General features: G+C 34.9%; 17 protein-coding genes and 1 riboswitch. Of the genes, 6 read left to right on the top strand and 11 right to left on the bottom strand.

The window, feature by feature from the left end:
- Positions 1-6: 6 nt before the first annotated feature.
- Positions 7-699 carry a YitT family protein gene (locus ACLTBU_RS09830; protein ID WP_249331225.1) on the top strand — a complete coding sequence of 231 codons (693 nt, stop codon included), beginning with the start codon at positions 7-9 and terminating at the stop codon, positions 697-699.
- A gap of 78 nt (positions 700-777) precedes the next feature.
- Here ACLTBU_RS09830 and ACLTBU_RS09825 read toward each other — a convergent pair whose 3' ends face one another.
- The 4 genes from ACLTBU_RS09825 to ACLTBU_RS09810 all read right to left on the bottom strand — a co-directional run bounded on the left by ACLTBU_RS09825 (position 778) and on the right by ACLTBU_RS09810 (position 4,192).
- Complete coding sequence (locus ACLTBU_RS09825) at positions 778-951, bottom strand: hypothetical protein (protein ID WP_249331224.1); 174 nt, start codon at positions 949-951, stop codon at positions 778-780.
- 79 nt (positions 952-1,030) lie between these two features.
- Positions 1,031-2,275, bottom strand: coding sequence for an alpha-L-fucosidase (locus ACLTBU_RS09820; RefSeq protein WP_412218721.1), 1,245 nt, complete (start codon positions 2,273-2,275; stop codon positions 1,031-1,033).
- 74 nt (positions 2,276-2,349) lie between these two features.
- Entirely contained in the window at positions 2,350-3,507 is a 1,158-nt protein-coding gene (locus ACLTBU_RS09815) for an AI-2E family transporter (RefSeq protein WP_249331222.1), read from the bottom strand.
- Between the two features lie 229 nt (positions 3,508-3,736).
- On the bottom strand, positions 3,737-4,192 hold the full coding sequence (locus ACLTBU_RS09810; protein ID WP_177669173.1) for an Hsp20/alpha crystallin family protein: 456 nt from the start codon (positions 4,190-4,192) through the stop codon (positions 3,737-3,739).
- 288 nt (positions 4,193-4,480) lie between these two features.
- Between ACLTBU_RS09810 and ACLTBU_RS09805 the strand changes: the two genes are divergently transcribed.
- The 4 genes from ACLTBU_RS09805 to ACLTBU_RS09790 all read left to right on the top strand — a co-directional run bounded on the left by ACLTBU_RS09805 (position 4,481) and on the right by ACLTBU_RS09790 (position 8,217).
- Positions 4,481-5,053 carry a hypothetical protein gene (locus ACLTBU_RS09805; RefSeq protein WP_177669171.1) on the top strand — a complete coding sequence of 191 codons (573 nt, stop codon included), beginning with the start codon at positions 4,481-4,483 and terminating at the stop codon, positions 5,051-5,053.
- A 105-nt stretch (positions 5,054-5,158) separates the two neighbouring features.
- Positions 5,159-6,814, top strand: a complete 1,656-nt coding sequence (locus ACLTBU_RS09800) for a glycoside hydrolase domain-containing protein (RefSeq protein ID WP_412218720.1) — start codon at positions 5,159-5,161, stop codon at positions 6,812-6,814.
- A 164-nt stretch (positions 6,815-6,978) separates the two neighbouring features.
- Positions 6,979-7,359 carry a CD3324 family protein gene (locus tag ACLTBU_RS09795; protein WP_330597570.1) on the top strand — a complete coding sequence of 127 codons (381 nt, stop codon included), beginning with the start codon at positions 6,979-6,981 and terminating at the stop codon, positions 7,357-7,359.
- Between the two features lie 204 nt (positions 7,360-7,563).
- Positions 7,564-8,217: a FusB/FusC family EF-G-binding protein gene (locus ACLTBU_RS09790; protein WP_412218719.1), complete on the top strand. Its 654-nt coding sequence runs from the start codon at positions 7,564-7,566 to the stop codon at positions 8,215-8,217.
- Between the two features lie 53 nt (positions 8,218-8,270).
- Here ACLTBU_RS09790 and ACLTBU_RS09785 read toward each other — a convergent pair whose 3' ends face one another.
- From ACLTBU_RS09785 to ACLTBU_RS09775, 3 genes are all read right to left on the bottom strand, one after another.
- The gene (locus ACLTBU_RS09785) at positions 8,271-9,398 is read right to left on the bottom strand and encodes a hypothetical protein (protein WP_249331216.1); all 1,128 of its coding nucleotides are present in this window, start codon (positions 9,396-9,398) and stop codon (positions 8,271-8,273) included.
- Between the two features lie 162 nt (positions 9,399-9,560).
- Entirely contained in the window at positions 9,561-11,309 is a 1,749-nt protein-coding gene (locus tag ACLTBU_RS09780; RefSeq protein ID WP_412218718.1) for an ABC transporter ATP-binding protein, read from the bottom strand.
- Positions 11,309-13,042: an ABC transporter ATP-binding protein gene (locus ACLTBU_RS09775; protein ID WP_249331215.1), complete on the bottom strand. Its 1,734-nt coding sequence runs from the start codon at positions 13,040-13,042 to the stop codon at positions 11,309-11,311. Before ACLTBU_RS09775 ends, ACLTBU_RS09780 begins: the two co-directional genes overlap by 1 nt.
- 119 nt (positions 13,043-13,161) lie before the next feature.
- On the opposite strand from ACLTBU_RS09775, the gene ACLTBU_RS09770 reads away from it, so the two are divergent.
- Positions 13,162-14,037, top strand: a complete 876-nt coding sequence (locus ACLTBU_RS09770) for a LysR substrate-binding domain-containing protein (protein ID WP_177669157.1) — start codon at positions 13,162-13,164, stop codon at positions 14,035-14,037.
- A gap of 267 nt (positions 14,038-14,304) precedes the next feature.
- Here the strand turns inward: ACLTBU_RS09770 and ACLTBU_RS09765 are convergent, their stop codons facing one another.
- The 4 genes from ACLTBU_RS09765 to ACLTBU_RS09750 all read right to left on the bottom strand — a co-directional run bounded on the left by ACLTBU_RS09765 (position 14,305) and on the right by ACLTBU_RS09750 (position 18,058).
- Positions 14,305-14,856, bottom strand: coding sequence for a D-glycero-alpha-D-manno-heptose-1,7-bisphosphate 7-phosphatase (locus tag ACLTBU_RS09765; protein ID WP_249331213.1), 552 nt, complete (start codon positions 14,854-14,856; stop codon positions 14,305-14,307).
- A 37-nt stretch (positions 14,857-14,893) separates the two neighbouring features.
- Positions 14,894-15,778 (bottom strand): AraC family transcriptional regulator, encoded by an 885-nt coding sequence (locus ACLTBU_RS09760; RefSeq protein ID WP_249331212.1) that lies wholly within the window; start codon positions 15,776-15,778, stop codon positions 14,894-14,896.
- Positions 15,779-15,894: 116 nt separating this feature from the next.
- On the bottom strand, positions 15,895-16,581 hold the full coding sequence (locus ACLTBU_RS09755) for a YoaK family protein (protein ID WP_412218716.1): 687 nt from the start codon (positions 16,579-16,581) through the stop codon (positions 15,895-15,897).
- Positions 16,582-16,735: 154 nt separating this feature from the next.
- The gene (locus ACLTBU_RS09750) at positions 16,736-18,058 is read right to left on the bottom strand and encodes a uracil-xanthine permease family protein (RefSeq protein ID WP_249331210.1); all 1,323 of its coding nucleotides are present in this window, start codon (positions 18,056-18,058) and stop codon (positions 16,736-16,738) included.
- 51 nt (positions 18,059-18,109) lie between these two features.
- A riboswitch (purine riboswitch) is annotated at positions 18,110-18,211 on the bottom strand.
- Positions 18,212-18,272: the final 61 nt, after the last annotated feature.

Raw genomic sequence — 18,272 nt, 5'->3', positions numbered from 1 at the left:
ACGTTTATGTATACTTATCTAAAAAAATTGCCCATCAAGCAAATCAGTCTTGTTTTGTTGGGGGCTACCATACTTTCTTTTGGTACCTTTAACTTCAACTATCAGAACAGTGTTACAGAAGGCGGTATTTTAGGTCTTCTACTCCTTTTTAAAAACCTGTTTGATATATCTCCTTCTATTACAAGTGTCGTATTAGACTTTTCTTTATTCTTCTTAGGTAGCAGATTTTTTGGTAAAAGCTTTATGATTTATTCTGTTCTCTCTACTATAACCTTCTCTATTACTTATAGTATTTGGGAAGCTATAGGACCTCTTGTTCCTAGTCTAGGGGAACATATGCTCCTTGCAAGTTTATTTGCTGGTTTATTTGTAGGTGTTGGTGTAGGTCTTGTTGTAAGGGGTGGCGGTGCTTCAGGTGGTGATGATGTGATTGCGCTTCTTGTTTCTAAATTTACACCACTTAAAGTCAACTGGGTTTATATGATTACAGACTTTACTGTTCTCGGACTTTCCCTTACATACTTACGCTTTGAACAGATTTTCTGGTCACTTATTGCTGTAACTGTAAGTGGAAAAGTCATTAGCCTTATCTACTATAAAAAAGAGGATGATGATTCAGATACAGAACTTACTAAAGAGGAGACATCTTCACAAGAAGAATCTTCAGAAGACATACTTCCTGAAACTGAAAAGATCTAAACAAAAAACAGGAAATATAATTCTATAAAAAATTAAATAAGGCTACCTACTCTTTCTCGAATAGGTAGCCTTATTTTTCTATACATTATGCCAATCATCACCTTGAGCCATAATGCCCATATACATACTCCAAACTTTCTGGGCATCTTTTGCTTTCACTTGCTTATCGCACCCTACATGACCAAGCATCTTGTAAGCTCTCAATCGCGTTTCCATATACTCTGCTATAAATTCCTTTAACGTACATCTCATATCTATCCCTCACTTTACTTATTGTCTTACTTCATAAGTATTCAGGTCATATGAAAATGTATGTTTACTTTAAGAATTTCTATTTCAATTTTATTTTAGCTACACGTACTACAGTGTTTGTCCCATAAGGGAAACCTGTTGCATAAAAGCTCATAAGTTTAGTGTCAGTATCTTGAATCACTCTTAGAGGTTCTTTATTATCCACCCATTCAATAGATTCAATTGCCCTATCTAGGCCAATGAAATTCTTCATGCCACTTCCGCTACCGCCTACTACTACGTTGCTATCCCCTGTTACTTTAAGGTGGTGAATGAAGGCATAAAGGGTATGGTCATCTGTGCGAAGCATAAAGTCTAATCCTTCTCCTGATAGATCATCGCAAGGTCTACCATGGTAGATAGCCTCTCCTTCTAACTTAATCCACTTTCCAACTTCTTTGAGCATAGCAGCTTGTATACCTGGTACAGTTCCATCTGCTTCTAACCCTACATTGAGTAGATAGTTAGCTCCCATTCTTCTGCTATAGCAGAGTGTCTCAATAATTTCTGGTAAAGATTTATAATTAAAATCATTATTTCCTATACCCCAGTGGTCATTGAGTGTCTGACACATTTCACTTGCTACATATTTTGTAGCACCATCTTGATTCATTCTTGAGGGTCTACCTTGCTCAAAGGTTACACTATCAATTTCAATATTACCTTTTTCCCCTCTATGAGATAGTCCTGTATTATTAACAATAATCGCATCTGGCTGATGCTTTCTAATTACTGCATATAAAGCATCTTCTTCCCAGTCTTCGTGTGGCTTACTCCAGTTACCATCAAACCATAAGCCTCCGATTTTACCGTATTCACTACATAGAATTTCAACTGAATCTCTCAGGTATTTCAGATAAGTTTTAAAATCTTCATTAAAACTTGCCTCATGCCAATCAAGTGTTGTGTGGTAGAAAAATGGAATGATCTCATACTTGTTACATGCCTCTACGTATTCTCTTATAAGATCTCTTCCTATTGCATGTGGTGCATCATATGTACTTAGTCCTTTTGTATCAAATAAAGAAAAACCATCATGATGTCTTGTCGTAAGAACAATATATTTCATTCCTGCTTCTTTTGCCACTTTGACCATATTTTCCGCATAATCAGGTGCAACTTGAAAAGTCTTTACAAGTTCCTCATACTGCGCTTTTGGTACGCTATGCAAAGCTTGATACCATTCACCTTTTCCTACTTGAGAGTAAAGCCCCCAGTGTACAAACATTCCAAAACCTAAATTCTCAAAATCTGCAATTCTTTTAATGGGCATTGGCACAGCCATATGTCTTCCTCCTAGAATTAATAATAGAATATAGTGTTAGATTATACAATTTTTCAACTTATTTCAACACTTTTTTATTCATATGCCTTGGTATCTACCGGAAGCTCTTTTTGCCTTAATTTTTTCTCTGAGTAAGCTTTGATTAGTTTGAAGATAACAGATAAACTTGGTACCCCTAAGAGGACACCTATAAAACCAAATAGTCCGCCTCCTACCATAACAGCAAAGAGTACCCAAAATCCTGATATACCAATAGAATCTCCAATAATCTTTGGTACAAGAATATTGCCATCAATCTGTTGGAGAACAAAAATCATAAGGACAAAACCACAAGCCGGCCCAAACCCACCTGTCATCAAAATAATAAAAGTCCCTGGTACAGCCCCAATAAATGGTCCTACATAAGGAATCACATTGGTACACATGACAATAACACTAATTAAAAGGGCGAATGGGAATTTAAAAGTCAACATCATCATAAAGCAAATACTTCCCACAATCACAGCATCTGTTAATTGCCCTACAAAATATCTGCCAAAAGTATCATCAAAGATGGTTACTATCCTAGTGATTTGTCCAATCAATCGTTGAGGCAGTAAGGCATGCATACATTTTCTATTTTTAGCAAAGAAAGTTTCCTTGTCTACTAAGCAATAAATCGAAACCACAATAGCTAAAAATGTATTAAGTATCGTAGAGGTTACGCCTACAGATAAGTCAATAAGCATCGGAAGGACTTTAGCCGTTATTTGCATCATCATCTGAGATAAATCACCAATAAGATCTGATACAAATTGATAAATGTCTCCATCCATACCACTACTTCGAAGAAGTGTATCAAGAGACTGCTTAATACTTTCAAAATAACCTGGTAAGTTATTTGTTAAAATAGTAAGATTTTCAATAATTTGAGGCAGCACAAATGAGAAAAGGGATACAATAACTACTGCTGCAATAAGATACAGTACAATAACCCCCACTATACGCCTATTTCCCTTAGATACCTTTCCTCTAAAAATAAATTTCTCTAGTAGACTTTCAATAAACTTTAAAGGTCTCCATAATAAATAAGCTATTGCAATCCCTACTAAAAAAGGCTTTAAAATCCCTAAAACCTTTCCTATGTAGTCTACTATCATATCAAAATTCTGCATTGCAAAATAAAAACTTATGGAAGTTAAAGTAATGGCCAAATAGGTGAATATTTTGTTTCTATTCATATTTACACGCACACATTCATCCCCTTCTTATTTAATTTAGAGTCAGTATACCACATCTATATCCTCTTCTAAATAACTAAAATACAAGAAGGTGGCTAGCGCCACATTTTTGATTCTACCAACCCCTATGTTCCCTTACGCGTTGAGAAGTACGCTTACCTTATCCTCTTCCTTAAAGAAGTGAGGAGTACTTATCCTATAAAAAAGGGGAGCTGCATCTAGCAACCCCCTTACTTATCTATCATTCAATATTAATTATTTGCTTTTGCACTCTTCCTGGTTCTTGTTTAGGAAGTGTAATGTGTAAAATACCATTTTCAAATTTTGCTGTAATAGCCTGAGTATTTACATTTTCTAAGTTAAAACTACGAGACATGGTGCAACTTCTACGCTCACGTCTAATGTAATTATCCTTTTCTTCATTCTGCTCTTCACTGTGTGCTACATGAATGGTCAATCTGTTATTTTCAATACCAAGTTGTACGTCTTCTTTTGGAATACCAGGAAGTTCTGCTTCAATCTTGTAATCTACATCTGTTTCCTTAATATCTACTTTCATCTGACCGCTGGATGTGCCATAAAATACTGGCATAAAACCATCATTAAAGAAGTCATTAAAGAACGTATCCAAATCATTAAAATCATGATTGCTTGGTAACATAGTGTGATCCTTTCTGAAAGGTGTTAAACCAAACATATCATCGCCTCCTAAAATATTTAGATTTTATTTGTTCTTACATCTTTGTTTTACTCCTTTTTGCAAAGAAATACAAGGGATTTAATAAAAATATTTGTAAATAATTTTATATAATCATTTTAACAAATTATAAAATGTATTCTATATATTTTCTTATTCTCTAAGTAAAATGCATTCATAATAATTTAATATTAATTACTAGTATATTTTTATATTTTCTACACATAAAATGATATAATAAAGCTATGCTATTAAGGTAGCTTTAAATTCAAAAACGGAGGGATATTTATGGAATCAGATGATTCAGATAGTGATACTGATAGTACCGACAAGTTTATTATCTTAAGTGAAAGGATTGACGCCAAAAGTCTTGAAAAACAAGAACTTTACATCAGCATCACTTATAAGTCGCGTACTGTCGGTTATCTGAACGCTGTTGTTATGGATGTGGGCTCTCTTAAGGCCGGTGGCTTTAGAGACGACAAGCTTAAGTGTCAGGACAAAGAAATTGAAGATGAGCTTCTACTCTTCTACAAAAGTCTAAGTAATGTCCTTGATACACATGTAGTCTTCTATATTACAGACTTCTTCTTAGAAAAAGAATATAGAGGCTTAGGGTTAGGAGGTGATATACTTCAGCTGCTTCCTAACTGGCTTAAAATCCATCATCCGGAGGTCAATGATTTATATCTATTTCCGTATCCTCTTGAAAAAAGTAATGGAAAAGTAGAATGCGTCAAATCAGAAAATCCTAAAAAGATATTGGAGATGAGATCGAGATTAATACGATTCTATTTAGCCAATGGGCTAAGAAAAACCCAAACCGAGTTTTTATATATGCCGATTCATCCGGCAGCTTAACAAAAAAGCAGATTGCCTATTAATATTTTAGGTAATCTGCTTTTAATTTTACACAATTTTATGTTATTATAAATTATATTTTATTATATTCTAGGAGGATTTAAAATGTCATCAACGCTTCAAACTGTATTACTTTCTTCACTTGCAAAAGTATTACCAAACGAAAAACCTACAAGTGCTTTCTATGAAAACCCTATGTGCTGTTTAAATGAAAGCTTTAACTTTCAGGTTGCCTACAGCAGTGAAAATCCAAACTGGCTTCACCAGTACATACATATTGAAATCGACTCTAAACTTAAAGACTACATCAGCATTTCTTCTGTAGAACTTGTACCTTCTAACTTCCCTTGCTATGCTGGAGCTGATGCAGACTACTTAATGCGTACACCTGGACTTCTTCCAGATTTACTTATGCCACTTAAAGTACCTGCTGTTAAAGTAATGCCAACTCAGTGGCGTAGCCTTTGGTTCTGCCTTACACCACCAGCTGACTTAACTGCTGGTGACTACCCTGTTACCATCTCTCTTAAAGATGGAAATGGTAATATAGCAGCTGAACATACCTTTACTTTAAGCGTTTTAAATACATATCTTCCAAAACAAAAGACGATTCACACTGAATGGTTCCATACAGATGGTATTGCACAGTTTTATAACGTTCCAGTATTCTCAGAACGCTACTGGGATTTAGTAGCAAACTTTATGCAAACTGCTGCTAAACACAGCGTTAATATGATCCTAACACCGCTTTTCACACCACCACTTGATACAGAAGTAGGCGGTGAACGTCTTACTGTACAGCTTGTAGATATAGAACTAGATGATTTAGGGCATTATCACTTTAACTTTGATAAACTTGCAAAATGGATTAAGCTTGCTACTGAAGCTGGCATGGAATACTTTGAGATGTCTCACCTCTTTACACAATGGGGTGCAAATGCTACACCAAAGATTATGGTACGCGTAAATGGTGAACTTCAAAAACGCTTTGGCTGGCATGTAGCTGCCAAAGATGAAAGCTATAAAGCTTTCTTAGATGCTTTTCTTCCAGCACTTAAAAACTTTTTAGATAGTCAAGGCCTTCAAGGTAAATGCTACTTCCATATTTCTGATGAGCCAAGCCTTGACCAAATTGATAATTATAAAGAAGCACATGATCTTGTACAAGGACATTTAGAAGGCTATCCACTTATGGATGCACTTTCAAATCTAGAATTCTATGAAAAAGGTATTATTGACTATCCAGTATGTGCTAACGACCATATTACACCTTTTATCGAAGCTAAAGTACCTAATTTATGGGCTTACTACTGCTGTGCTCAAAGTGTTCAGGTTAGCAACCGCTTTATGGCACTCCCTAGCTTCCGTAACCGTATTTTAGGTGTACAACTTTATAAATACCATATTCCCGGCTTCCTTCACTGGGGGTATAACTTCTACAACAGCCATCTTTCAAAAAGAGCTATTAATCCATTCCTTGTAACAGATGCAGATATGACTTTCCCTTCAGGCGATGCATTTTTAGTTTATCCAGGTGAGGAAGGTGCTCTTGAGTCTATCCGTCTTAAAGTGCTTGCTGAAGCCTTCTATGACATACGTGCCTTTGAACTTCTTGAAAGCCTTACTTCAAGAGAAGAAGTTCTTGCACTTATTGAAGAAAATACAGATGAACCTATTACCTTTAGCGTATACCCTCGCACTGAAACTTACCTCTTAAAGCTTCGTGAAAAGGTTAATGCTAAAATTGCTGAATTAGTCTAAACTAAAAATGCCTGCAAAGTCTTATTTGCAGGCATTTCTTGTGCTATAATACACCTATCGTATTGGAGGTGTTTTGATGAAAGTCTATTGTACATTCAGCTCTAAAGCGACTTGCTCCTTGCAAAGACTACAACAAAGTCAGCTATGCTTTGTCTGGAGCCTAAATCGCTAAATTAGCTGGAACATATAGAGATTTTGGTTCTGTAACACATAGCCTTTTTGTATGCTTTGCTTTAACCCTAAGACTTAAAGTAAAGGAGCAAAAAATGAAATATATCAATGCACAAGATGTGTTACCCGAAGAACTACTAAAAAAACTACAAGAATATGCAGATGGAAAATATCTTTATATCCCTAGGAAAGAGGCTAACCATAAAGCCTGGGGTGAAAAAAGTGGTATTAAAAGATACCTTAAAATAAGAAATAATGAAATTTATGAAAAATATATAAATGGCACTACTGTTTACGAGCTTACTCAGACTTATTATCTCTCTGAAAAAAGTATTAGAAGAATTATAGGTGAGCAAAAACGTCTCATCTCATAATTCCAACAGCACCGTTTATGAGATTGAATTATAATTTGAAATTGTGCTATGCTTTTATTATATCGATTAATGAAAGTATCCTATAGCAAAAAAGATGATTAGTGTTACTTTCAACTTGAAGGAGCACTAATCATCTTTTTTATTCATAAACTTTATAGGATTGTCGAATACTTGAAATATTCTTTAAAGAAAAGAGGTCCTGCTATGAACAAAACGTTTATTCCTAAACATAAATATAATCATATCAAAAAGTGTCTACGGGATTTAAATAATACTTTTAGGAACTGCACCGATAATCAAATTATTGCTACACATAAAGCTTCCTTACAAGATACTATACTAAACCTTTTTGACAATTTATCAGAAGAACAAACAGCCTTACTTGATATTTTAAAAATTACTGATTCACTCTCTATTGATCAATACTTAGCAGACTTAGAAGAACATGTCTATGGCATAGCGCTTCCTACATCTAGTCAAATTAAAAAGGTTTTTAGAAAAGAAAAGAAGCTCAAACTTCCTCTCATAAGTGAAGAAAATCTAAAACTTGTCTATTTAGGTTGGTTGGACGAATCCATTCGCAAGCTTTTTATCACCTATCCTCTAGAAGACAAACTTATAGGCATGGCTTGTAGAATCCCCAATCAAGACTCTAACAATACTCATATTTGTACCTTTTGCAATCATGTAGGTAAAGAGGATGAAGTAGCTTTTGTCTCCCCTATTTGCAAAACAGCTCACGATGAATACCGATCTATAGGTTTTCACATGTGCCTAGATAGTGCTAAATGTAATGAACGCATTACCTCTACTGAAAAACTGGAGAAGATTTTAAAGGATGTTAATCATTTGAATTAACAAAAATTAAAAGGGTCATTCTCTCACTATAACGCGAGGGAATGACCTTTTTCTTATTGTACTTCAATTTCTACTGCAACACCATTTTCTAATTCAATATCTACTCTTTGGCCTACTTTTAAGCTATTTACATTTGGTTTCTTATGATCGGCATCATCAAATTCTACTTTCGTTTTATGAGTAAACTTTACAGTGTAAGTTCCTTTATCATTTTTAACGACCATATATTTTTTACCATGATTCATTTCTATAATCTTTGCATCTTCGATTTCTGTTTCGAACACTGCATCGTGATCAAAGTCATCGTCTTTATCATCAGTTGTTAAATCACCATTTTCTTTTAAAACAATAACTTCTATAGCTGATGTTTGTGGTGGTAAAGATTTAGTGACAGCTGGTGAATGTACTACTTTTACAGTCATACCTTCTTCTAAACTTTCTAAAGTCACTACTTTTTTAATTGTTTCATGAGCTAATTTAGTATCTTGGCCAATATTTAAAACAATGTAATTTTCAGGTTTATTCTCTTTCCCTGCTGGTAGAATAGTGATCGTCTTATCATCTTCTTCTACATCTTTAATCGTTGCTTTTTTAATCGTTATATTTTGAGCTACTGGTTCTTGTTCTACTCCATCTTGTAAAATAGTAATTTCATAAGCTGTTGTCTGTGCAGGTATAGATGCTGTCTCAAATGATGCTTGAATGACTTTAACTTTCATACCTTCTTCTAAATCACTTATTTTTACAACTGGTTTATTTTTTTCATAGCTTAATTTTGTTTCTGGCCCTACATTTAAAATCTTATAGTTTTCTAATTTATCAGCTTTATCTACTGGTAAAATAGTTACTTGATTCTGTTTAACATCTACTTCTTTAATAATCGCTTCATTAATTACAACACTTTCCTTATACTGTGGTGTTGTAATGGTTACTTTGCCATTTTCAAAAGTGACATCCTTGCCTAAAGCCCTGACAATGTCATTAACAGATACATAGTTTTTACCATTATAATAAATAGTTTGTGTATCCTCCAATATTTCTACACCATCTAAACGATATTCAATATTAGGATAAATATAAGCCGTAATCTTTTGCATAATAGGACTAGCCATAAGTGGAGCAGATACAACAGTTGCAATAAGCAATGCACTTAATACATTTCTTTTCAATTTCTTATTCATATGTCTTCCTCCTCTAAATTGGTTTACTAATAAGACGTTTAAAATCGTCTTATCGTTCCATATTTTTCTGATTCCATTATATGAATTTTTTTCTCTCCTTTGAAGTAGGGTAATCTATTTGTAATAGAATAAACACAAAACTGTTATCTCTCCAGAAACACCCTATACTGCAAACTGACTATTATAAAGTTCTGCATAAAATCCTTTTCGAGCTAAAAGCTCTTCATGATTCCCCTGCTCTATGACCTTGCCCTCTTTCATAACTAAAATTATATCTGCATTTTGAATGGTCGAAAGACGATGGGCTACAATAAAGGTCGTTCTCCCCTCCATGAGTTTATTAAAGGCACTTTGAATTTGCATTTCTGTTCGTGTATCAATAGAAGAGGTGGCTTCATCAAGAATCAGCATAGGCGGCTTACAGAGCATCACTCTTGTAATACATAAAAGTTGCTTCTGCCCTTGTGAAAGCATACCTCCATCTTCACCAATAACAGTATCATATCCTTTTGGTAAACGCTTAATAAACGAATGTGCATGAGATGCTTTAGCTGCTGCAATGATCTCATCCTCTGTAGCATCTGGCTTGCCCATTACAATATTTTCTCTAATCGTTCCTTTTTTAAGCCATGTTTCTTGAAGAACCATACCATAGTTAGAGCGTAAACTTTTACGTGTTACCTCTCTTATATCTATGTTTTCTACACAAATACTGCCTTCATTTACGTCATAAAACCGCATAAGTAAATTAATCAGAGTGGTTTTGCCACATCCTGTAGGTCCTACAATAGCTACTCTTTGCCCTGGTTTAATCGCAATATTAAAGTTTTCAATAAGCTTTTTATCGGGTACATAAGAAAAAGCAACTTGTCTGCAAACAACCTGTCCTTCTACATCTTGTAAATGCACAGCATCTACAGGCTCTGGCACCTGCGGCTCTTCTTCAATCAGTTCAAAAACTCTTCCTGCACAGGCAATAGCATTTTGCAATTCTGTCACAACGCCTGATATTTCATTAAAAGGTTTCGTGTACTGATTGGCATAACTTAGAAAGCATGACAAAGCCCCTACCGTTATTCTGCCTGTTAATACAGCTAGTGCACCTGTAATGGCTACACCTGCATAGACAATACTATTTACAAAGCGTGTACATGGATTCGTAAGGGAAGAGAAGAATGTAGCACGTAGTGAATAGTACGCAAGCCTTGTATTGATTGCATCAAACTGCTCAAGAGCTTCTTCTTCATGTCCATAAGCTTTCACTACTTTTTGATTCCCTATCATTTCATCAATAAAAGCTGTCTGCTCACCCCTTGCTTCTGATTGTAATTTAAACATGGTGTAAGTTTTCTTAGCAATAAAGCTTGCGACAAACAAAGAAAGCGGTGTCACTAATACGACTACAAAAGTAATACCTACATGAATAGTCAGCATAAAAAAGAGTGTTCCTATAATCGTCATAATCCCTGTAAAGAACTGAGTAAATCCCATGAGCAAACCATCTGCAAACTGATCCACATCTGTAATCACACGGCTTACAATTTCTCCTTGTGAACGTCTATCTAAATATTTAAGAGGTAAAATCTCTATCTTCTTAAAAGCTGCTTCTCTCATATCACGTACAACGTTATAAGTAACTTTGTTATTAATCTTATTCATCATCCATTGAGCCAATGCAGTAATACCTACCATAACACTGATGATGACTAAATAACGTAAAATAAATGTAAAGTTTACCTGCCCATATACAATGCCATCAATCGCTTCTCCTATTAAGATAGGTACATATAAAGTTAAGATGACAATTAAAGAGGCTAAGACTATAGAAAGGAGTATAAGCCCTGTATATCTTTTAATATATCGCATCACTTTACTTAAAATTTCTTTTTGACCTTTTTTATTTTGGCTCATTAGTTCTCCTCCTTTCTAAACTGTGAATGGTAAATTTCACTGTAAACCTGACAATTTTCAAGAAGCTCTTCATGAGTACCTTTACCTACCATCTTACCATCATCTAAAACAATAATGAGGTCGGCATATTGAATAGAAGATGCTCTTTGAGAAACTATAAAGACTGTTGGCTTATAATCCAATGTTTTAATAGCACCTCGGAGCTTAGCATCTGTAGCAAAATCTAGAGCTGATGTACTATCATCTAAAATAAGAATTGCTGGCTTTTTCACTAGAGCTCTAGCAATACTCATACGTTGTCTTTGCCCTCCTGATAAGTTCTTGCCACCTTGGTGAATACTTCCTTTCAATCCACCTTTTTGATTGACTACATCCTCACCTTGTGCAATACGAACCGCTTCTAATATTTCCTCTTCTGTTGCATCTTTTTTGCCCCATCTCAGATTAGAGCCAATATCCCCTTTAAATAAGACGGCCTTTTGCATAACAATGCCTATCTTATCTCTAAGTGCTTTTATCTGATACGCTTTCACATTGATGCCATCTATCAAGACTTCACCTGCTGTGGCATCATAAAATCTAGGGATCATATGAACAAGCGAAGTTTTCCCTGAACCTGTTCCACCTATAATCCCTACAGTTTGACCTTGCCAAACTGTAAAATCAATTCCTGTTAAAGACTCTTCCCCTGCTCCTTTATACGTTAAGGATACATTTTTGAAAGCTACAACTGGAACCTCTGACTTCCTAGAAGCCCCTTCAGCACTCTGCTCTACACCTTCTTCCATACTCGGCTTAATCTCAAATACACTTACAATACGATTACTGCAAGCTACGGATTTGTTAATCGTAATCATTAAGCTCGCTAATTTAATAAGCTCAACTAAAATTTGAGACATGTAATTATAAAGTGCCACCACTTGCCCTTGTGTTAAGATGCCGTTATCCACCTGAATAGCACCTACCCATATAAGAGTGACAATTGCAATATTAATAATGACATATGTAAGAGGATTCATTAACGCAGAAACCTTACCTGCTTTTTTCTGAGCTGTTGTTAAGGCCTCGTTTTTCACTTTAAATGCTTCAATCTCCTCTTCTTCCTTACAAAAAGCACGTATGACACGTACACCTGCTAAATTTTCTCGTGTAATGCCCAATACACCATCTAACTTTTGCTGTACAGATTTCAGCATAGGAATATTCATAAGCATAATGCCAAACACAACAATAGATAATAGAATAATCGCTATAACAAAAATGAATGCTGCTTTAACATCAATGGTAAAAGCCATAACCATGGAGCCAAACACAACAAAAGGCGATCTTAAAAATAGGCGTAACACCATATTCACACCATTTTGTGCTTGATTTACATCACTTGTCATACGCGTCATCATAGTCGATGTCCCTACCATGTCTATCTCTGTAAAAGAAAGTCCCATTAAATGTTTAAATAAAGCACGACGAAGCCCTGTTCCAAAGCCAATAGCTGCCTTTGCTGAGAAATACTGTGCCGTTACGGAACAAATAAGTCCAATAAGGGCAAGCAAAATCAAAATCATACACATTTTTAAAATATAACCTGTATCTCCATTTGCAATACCGGTATCAATAATAGCTGCCACAACAAGGGGCACAAATAATTCAAAGGATGCTTCTAACATTTTAAATAAAGGTGCTAAAACACATTCTTTTTTATAATCCTGTAAGTATATCCATAACCTCTTCACTTTTTCATTCCTTTCTCTCGTAAATTAATAACGCTTCATTTTATAATAACACGGTCTCTTCTATACAAAAATTACAAATATGATATACTTTCTATATGATTTTCATATAGGAGGATACTATGGATTTTAAACAACTCACTTACTTTGTCACCACCGTTCAAGAAGGGAACATTTCTAAAGCTGCTCTCAAGCTTCATATTTCTCAACCTCCTTTAAGTACCAAAATTAAAGAATTAGAAACAGAACTCGGTGTTATTCTTTTTGAGCGAGGCTCGCGGAAAATAGAACTCACTCAAGCGGGTCATATTTTTTATGCACGTGCCATCTCTATTTTAGAACTTATAGATGGCGTTCAAAAAGAATTAGAAGATTATACACAAGGTAAAATGGGAACTTTACGTGTAGGCATTATTTCTTCTATAAGCAGTACTTTAATCAGTGAATGGCTTAGTGCCTTTCATAAGCTTTATCCTGAAATCAGTTTTAATCTCTTTGAAGGCAATACCTATGAACAGCTAGAGCGCCTTAGAAATAATCTTATAGAGCTTGCTATTGTCCGTACACCTTTTTCTGCTGAAGATCTAGAGTGTACCATTCTAGGAAAAGAAAAAGTATTTGCAGTAGGAGCCCATGACTATTTTAAGGATATCCATACTGCTACTGTTACTTTAGGAGATATTTGCAACAAACCTCTTATTCTCTATCGTCGCTGGGAACAGATCGTTAAAAACATTTGCCATGAAAAGGCTCTAACCCCTAATGTTTTTTGTATGAATGATGATGCTAGAACTACGGCCAGTATGGTGAATGCCGGTCTTGGTATAGGCATTATTCCTGAATCCGCCCTTTCTCTTCTTTCAGATACTTCCATCACCCAAAAAGTCATTAAGGAAAGTACTTTAGAATCAAGCATCTGTATCTTAAGAAATCCAAATAGCTATTTATCTACTGTAGTAGAACTTTTTTATTCATTTTTAAAAAGCTATAACGCTTAAATTATACTTTCTATAAAAAAGACTTATAAGTTCCTGTTATCCAGAAACTCATAAGTCTTTTACTTTCCTCTACTGCTATTCCTCGGCGAATCCAATATTCCCTATTGTTCTAAGTTCTTATCTTCTCCTAAATCCCTGTTCTCTTCTAACTCCAAATACTCTATAGGTGGTGTACCATCTTTTCCATGCTAAGACACTTTTCATCTTCAAACTGTACTGTCTACACGGCTACTGTTGAACTATAAGAACATTTACTTCTATTTCATCCTATTCTATACTTTTTACAGCCTCTAATACATTATCTGCTATATAATCCGCTTCATAATCTTTCCATGTCTCTCTAAATTCATTTAGACTTCCTACACCTGCCCCTGTTAATACTAAAATACTTTTAGCTCCTGCATGATGTGCCATTACCACTTCATTTTTACCCATATCCCCTATAACATAACTCTTGGAGATATCTATAGCATACTTATTCACACATAAATCCATTAAACCCGTCTTTGGCTTTTTACAACTACAATGGTCCTGTTTGGTATGTGGACAGCACAAAATCTCTTTTACTTCTACTTTATTTTGAGTTAATTCTCTTTTTAGCGCATCAACTTTTTCTTCATAATCCTTTAATGTAAGTTTTCCAGCACCAATCCTACTTTGATTGGTTAGAATTATATTTAGATATCCCTTTTTTGAAGCAAGTTTTAGCGCTTCATATGTAAAGGGATAGAATTGAAAATCCTTGATATCTCCAGTTGCATCCCCTCCTAAAGTTCCTTGTAAATCCCAGAATATAGCTTTATGACTTTTTATACGCATTTGCTTCTCTCCCTTAAAGTATTTTTTCTTGGCTTAATTATAATTTTTTTATAGGAACATAAATCTCCATAACTGTATCTACCCTACCGTGACAACGCTCATCATAAAACTCAAAGTCTAATTTACTTTCGTCATAACTGTATCCACTCTCCTTAAACCACTCCTCAAAAATATATTTCCACGTTGCTTTAATCATCTCAGCAAACTCTTTCTGCTCTTCATCTTGACTTGTATCTACAGGAGGAGTTGTAAAAACAGCATACTGCGCCTCTGGAACTTCTACTGTAAGCATATCTTCTGTTATCTTAGAAAAGTCCTCTACAATAACGCCTAAAAGATAGGTTACATTCCCCTTCTCTGAAGAAGGCACACATAGGCCCACCTCCCCATGTTTAGGTGGATTAAGGATTTCATACATTTTACTTTCTAAGTTTTCTCCTTCATAGTAACTCCAAAAGGATGCAATATCTCTTGTATAATTGGTCCCTTCAATATTGGTTTGAATACCATAGCCTGCAACTTTAAAAGCATCTTTTTTAATAATCATAGGTTTCATCATATATCCTCCAATTTCAAATGTATTTTTTGCTTCTTTATAGCCAGCCATCCTTGCCATATATTGTGTTGGGCTATAATGAAAGGCCTTACGAAAGGCTTTTGTAAAACCATTATGCGTCTCAAATCCATAGTCTAAAGCAATATCTATAATCTTCCTCCCCTTAAGCATCTCTACAGCACCTAATGATAACCTTCTATGACGAATGTATTCTGTTACAGACATACCTTTGCATGAACTAAAAACTCTGCAAAAATGGTACCTAGAATACCCTAACTCCTGAGCAACATCCAAAGCTGTGATCTTTTCCTTAATATGGGCTTCTATAAACGCAATACATCTTTCCATATCCTTACTATAATTCAATCTATCACCTATCCTTATCCATATGGTAATTTTATTATAACTTTTATTTTTAATACGGACTGTTCCTATTTTGCTAAAAATATAAAATGAAAATAGACATGATGATCCCATCATGTCTATTTTTTAATTAAATCTCTTTTTTCTAAGTATAATAAAACAAAAACAATAACGAGCACACTATTAATAAGGCCCACTGCTTTTTCTGCATATTTGCCAGTTGTTAATGCTCCCAACCAGCCACCTATAACAAACATAAGAATGACCCCTAAATAAACCTTGCCATTTTCTAAGGCTTCACGTTCTTTTGTAAGGGAGTAATGTGCAAAACATTCTGCTACATTCTTCAAATTCCCTGTAAACATAACCGTAGAGTAAGCATTTCCATTTACTTTACGAAAGCCCTGAACTTGCAATCCGCAAATGAAAGATACCATAATATTAGCGACTACATTAAGCTTCCCTTCTGGAATAAACATGACCATAAACAACATGCCTATTTCAATGCCTAAGAGTACATGTAACCAATCAAAATGTTTTCCTTCTCCAACCTTATACTCTATAATTTTAGCTAACCAAACGCCAAATGCAAAAAAGGAAATAGGAAGAAGGTAGTAAATCATTTTCTCTAGATTGCCCTGTGCCATATTATAGCCTAATAAAACTAAATTGCCTGTCTGTGTATTAGCAAATACCTTTCCTCTTGCTAAGTACGAATAAATGTCTAAATAACCTCCTACAAGAGCAAGTAACATAGCAATACTTAATGACTCAGCCATCTTGCCTTTTTTTAACATCCCTTCCATAAGCCCTTCATCCTCTACTTCTTATTGTCTTTAAGAAATAGCCTCTTCTATTCCAACTGCTTTTATTCCTTATTAAAACAGAAAATCACCATACAGCAAACTCATCAAGCCTGACTGTATGGTGAATCGTTAATGTTCCATTATGTCTTTAAGTTTATTCATGGTTTTCCATATGCTTTGGTAGAACTAAGTTTAAAATCACAGCCACAAGAAATACAACAGCCACGCTGTTATCTGCTAATACATTCCTCATAACATCTGGGAAGATAACAAAAATATCTGGCACTTGAGTAAAACCAATACCAATACTTAAAGAAAGTGCTACAATAAGCATATTTCTTTGGTTATATCCACAGTTTCCGATCATTTGTAATCCACTTACAACGATAGAACCAAACATAATAAGTGTACAGCCACCTAATACAGGCTCTGGTAATGTAGCTAATAATGCCCCAAACAAAGGACATAATCCAGCTAATACCATAACAATGGCACCCATTAAAAGCGTATAACGGTTGATTACTTTTGTCATAGCTACTAAGCCTACATTTTGGCTAAAGGAAGTGATAGGCATGCATCCGAATAGAGCTGAAATAAAACTTACAAAGCCATCGCAAGCAATAGAGCCTGATATTTCTTCTTCTTTTGCCTCTCTTCCTAGCCCTGATACAGCTAAAGCCGATGTATCACCAATTGTTTCTGTTGCTGATACTAAGAAAATAAGTACCACTGAAACAATAGCGTTAAGATTAAACTCTGGCTTGAAAGGTAAAAATTGAGGTACTGCAAACATGCTATACCCAGCTAAGTTACCAAAATCTACTTTTCCGAAGCAGATGGCTACAATATAGCCAACAATTAAGCCTACTAAAACAGATAAGTTTTTATAATGCTTTTTAGCTAAAATATTAAATACCAGACAAGTTACTAAGGTAATTGTTCCAATTATTAAATTAGTACTAGATCCAAAATCTGCACTGCCATTCCCTCCTCCAAAGGAGTGAGCACCTACATTTAATAAAGAAAACCCGATAGCCGTTACGACGCTGGCTGCTACAATAGGTGTAATGATTTTTCTCCAATACTTAGCAAATAAACCAAGTATACCTTCTACCATCCCGCCTACTAAAACAGCTCCAATGACAGCATTGTAACCATATTGACTTCCAATCACACACAAGATAGACACAAAGGTGAAACTAATCCCCATGACAATAGGCATTTTAGCACCAATTCGCCAAACGGGATAAAGTTGAATCATTGTACCTATTCCTGCAATGAGCATAGCACATTGGATAAGAGTAGCTGTTTGCTCACCAGAAAGTCCTGATGCTCCTGCCACAATAATAATAGGTGTAATATTTGCAACAAACATTGCTAAAACATGTTGTAATCCGAAAGGAATTGCTTTTCCAATAGGCACTCTACCATCTAACTGATAGATATTGTCTATTGAAGTGTTTTTAATACTAGTCATTATCCACTCTCCACGTTGTTTTCATGACCGTATAATAAGCCTCTAGATATGTAAAATAAAAATTCATATCGTAGTCAAATCATTTAAGGTGATTTGGTAGAAACTGTTGAACCTTATTTTCAACTTTATACGATGCATTTATTTAAAAATTATATGAGTGTATAATAATACATATTTCGACATTTGTCCATCCCTTTCAAAGATTCCCACATCA

This window comes from Zhenhengia sp. (genome assembly GCF_046966505.1).
Taxonomy (GTDB): Bacteria; Bacillota; Clostridia; order Lachnospirales; family Cellulosilyticaceae; genus Zhenhengia; species Zhenhengia yiwuensis.
The sequence above is the reverse complement of the archived record's forward strand: the minus strand, read 5'-3'. Positions and strand labels throughout refer to the sequence as shown.

Bases quoted from the DNA above. Each gene is read 5' to 3' on its own strand.
- ACLTBU_RS09830 (WP_249331225.1), top strand. From the start codon at position 7: ATGTATACTTATCTAAAAAAATTGCCCATCAAGCAAATCAGTCTTGTT.
- ACLTBU_RS09825 (WP_249331224.1), bottom strand. From the start codon at position 951: ATGAGATGTACGTTAAAGGAATTTATAGCAGAGTATATGGAAACGCGA.
- ACLTBU_RS09820 (WP_412218721.1), bottom strand. From the start codon at position 2,275: ATGGCTGTGCCAATGCCCATTAAAAGAATTGCAGATTTTGAGAATTTA.
- ACLTBU_RS09810 (WP_177669173.1), bottom strand. From the start codon at position 4,192: ATGTTTGGTTTAACACCTTTCAGAAAGGATCACACTATGTTACCAAGC.
- ACLTBU_RS09805 (WP_177669171.1), top strand. From the start codon at position 4,481: ATGGAATCAGATGATTCAGATAGTGATACTGATAGTACCGACAAGTTT.
- ACLTBU_RS09800 (WP_412218720.1), top strand. From the start codon at position 5,159: ATGTCATCAACGCTTCAAACTGTATTACTTTCTTCACTTGCAAAAGTA.
- ACLTBU_RS09790 (WP_412218719.1), top strand. From the start codon at position 7,564: ATGAACAAAACGTTTATTCCTAAACATAAATATAATCATATCAAAAAG.
- ACLTBU_RS09785 (WP_249331216.1), bottom strand. From the start codon at position 9,398: ATGAATAAGAAATTGAAAAGAAATGTATTAAGTGCATTGCTTATTGCA.
- ACLTBU_RS09780 (WP_412218718.1), bottom strand. From the start codon at position 11,309: ATGAGCCAAAATAAAAAAGGTCAAAAAGAAATTTTAAGTAAAGTGATG.
- ACLTBU_RS09770 (WP_177669157.1), top strand. From the start codon at position 13,162: ATGGATTTTAAACAACTCACTTACTTTGTCACCACCGTTCAAGAAGGG.
- ACLTBU_RS09765 (WP_249331213.1), bottom strand. From the start codon at position 14,856: ATGCGTATAAAAAGTCATAAAGCTATATTCTGGGATTTACAAGGAACT.
- ACLTBU_RS09755 (WP_412218716.1), bottom strand. From the start codon at position 16,581: ATGGAAGGGATGTTAAAAAAAGGCAAGATGGCTGAGTCATTAAGTATT.
- ACLTBU_RS09750 (WP_249331210.1), bottom strand. From the start codon at position 18,058: ATGACTAGTATTAAAAACACTTCAATAGACAATATCTATCAGTTAGAT.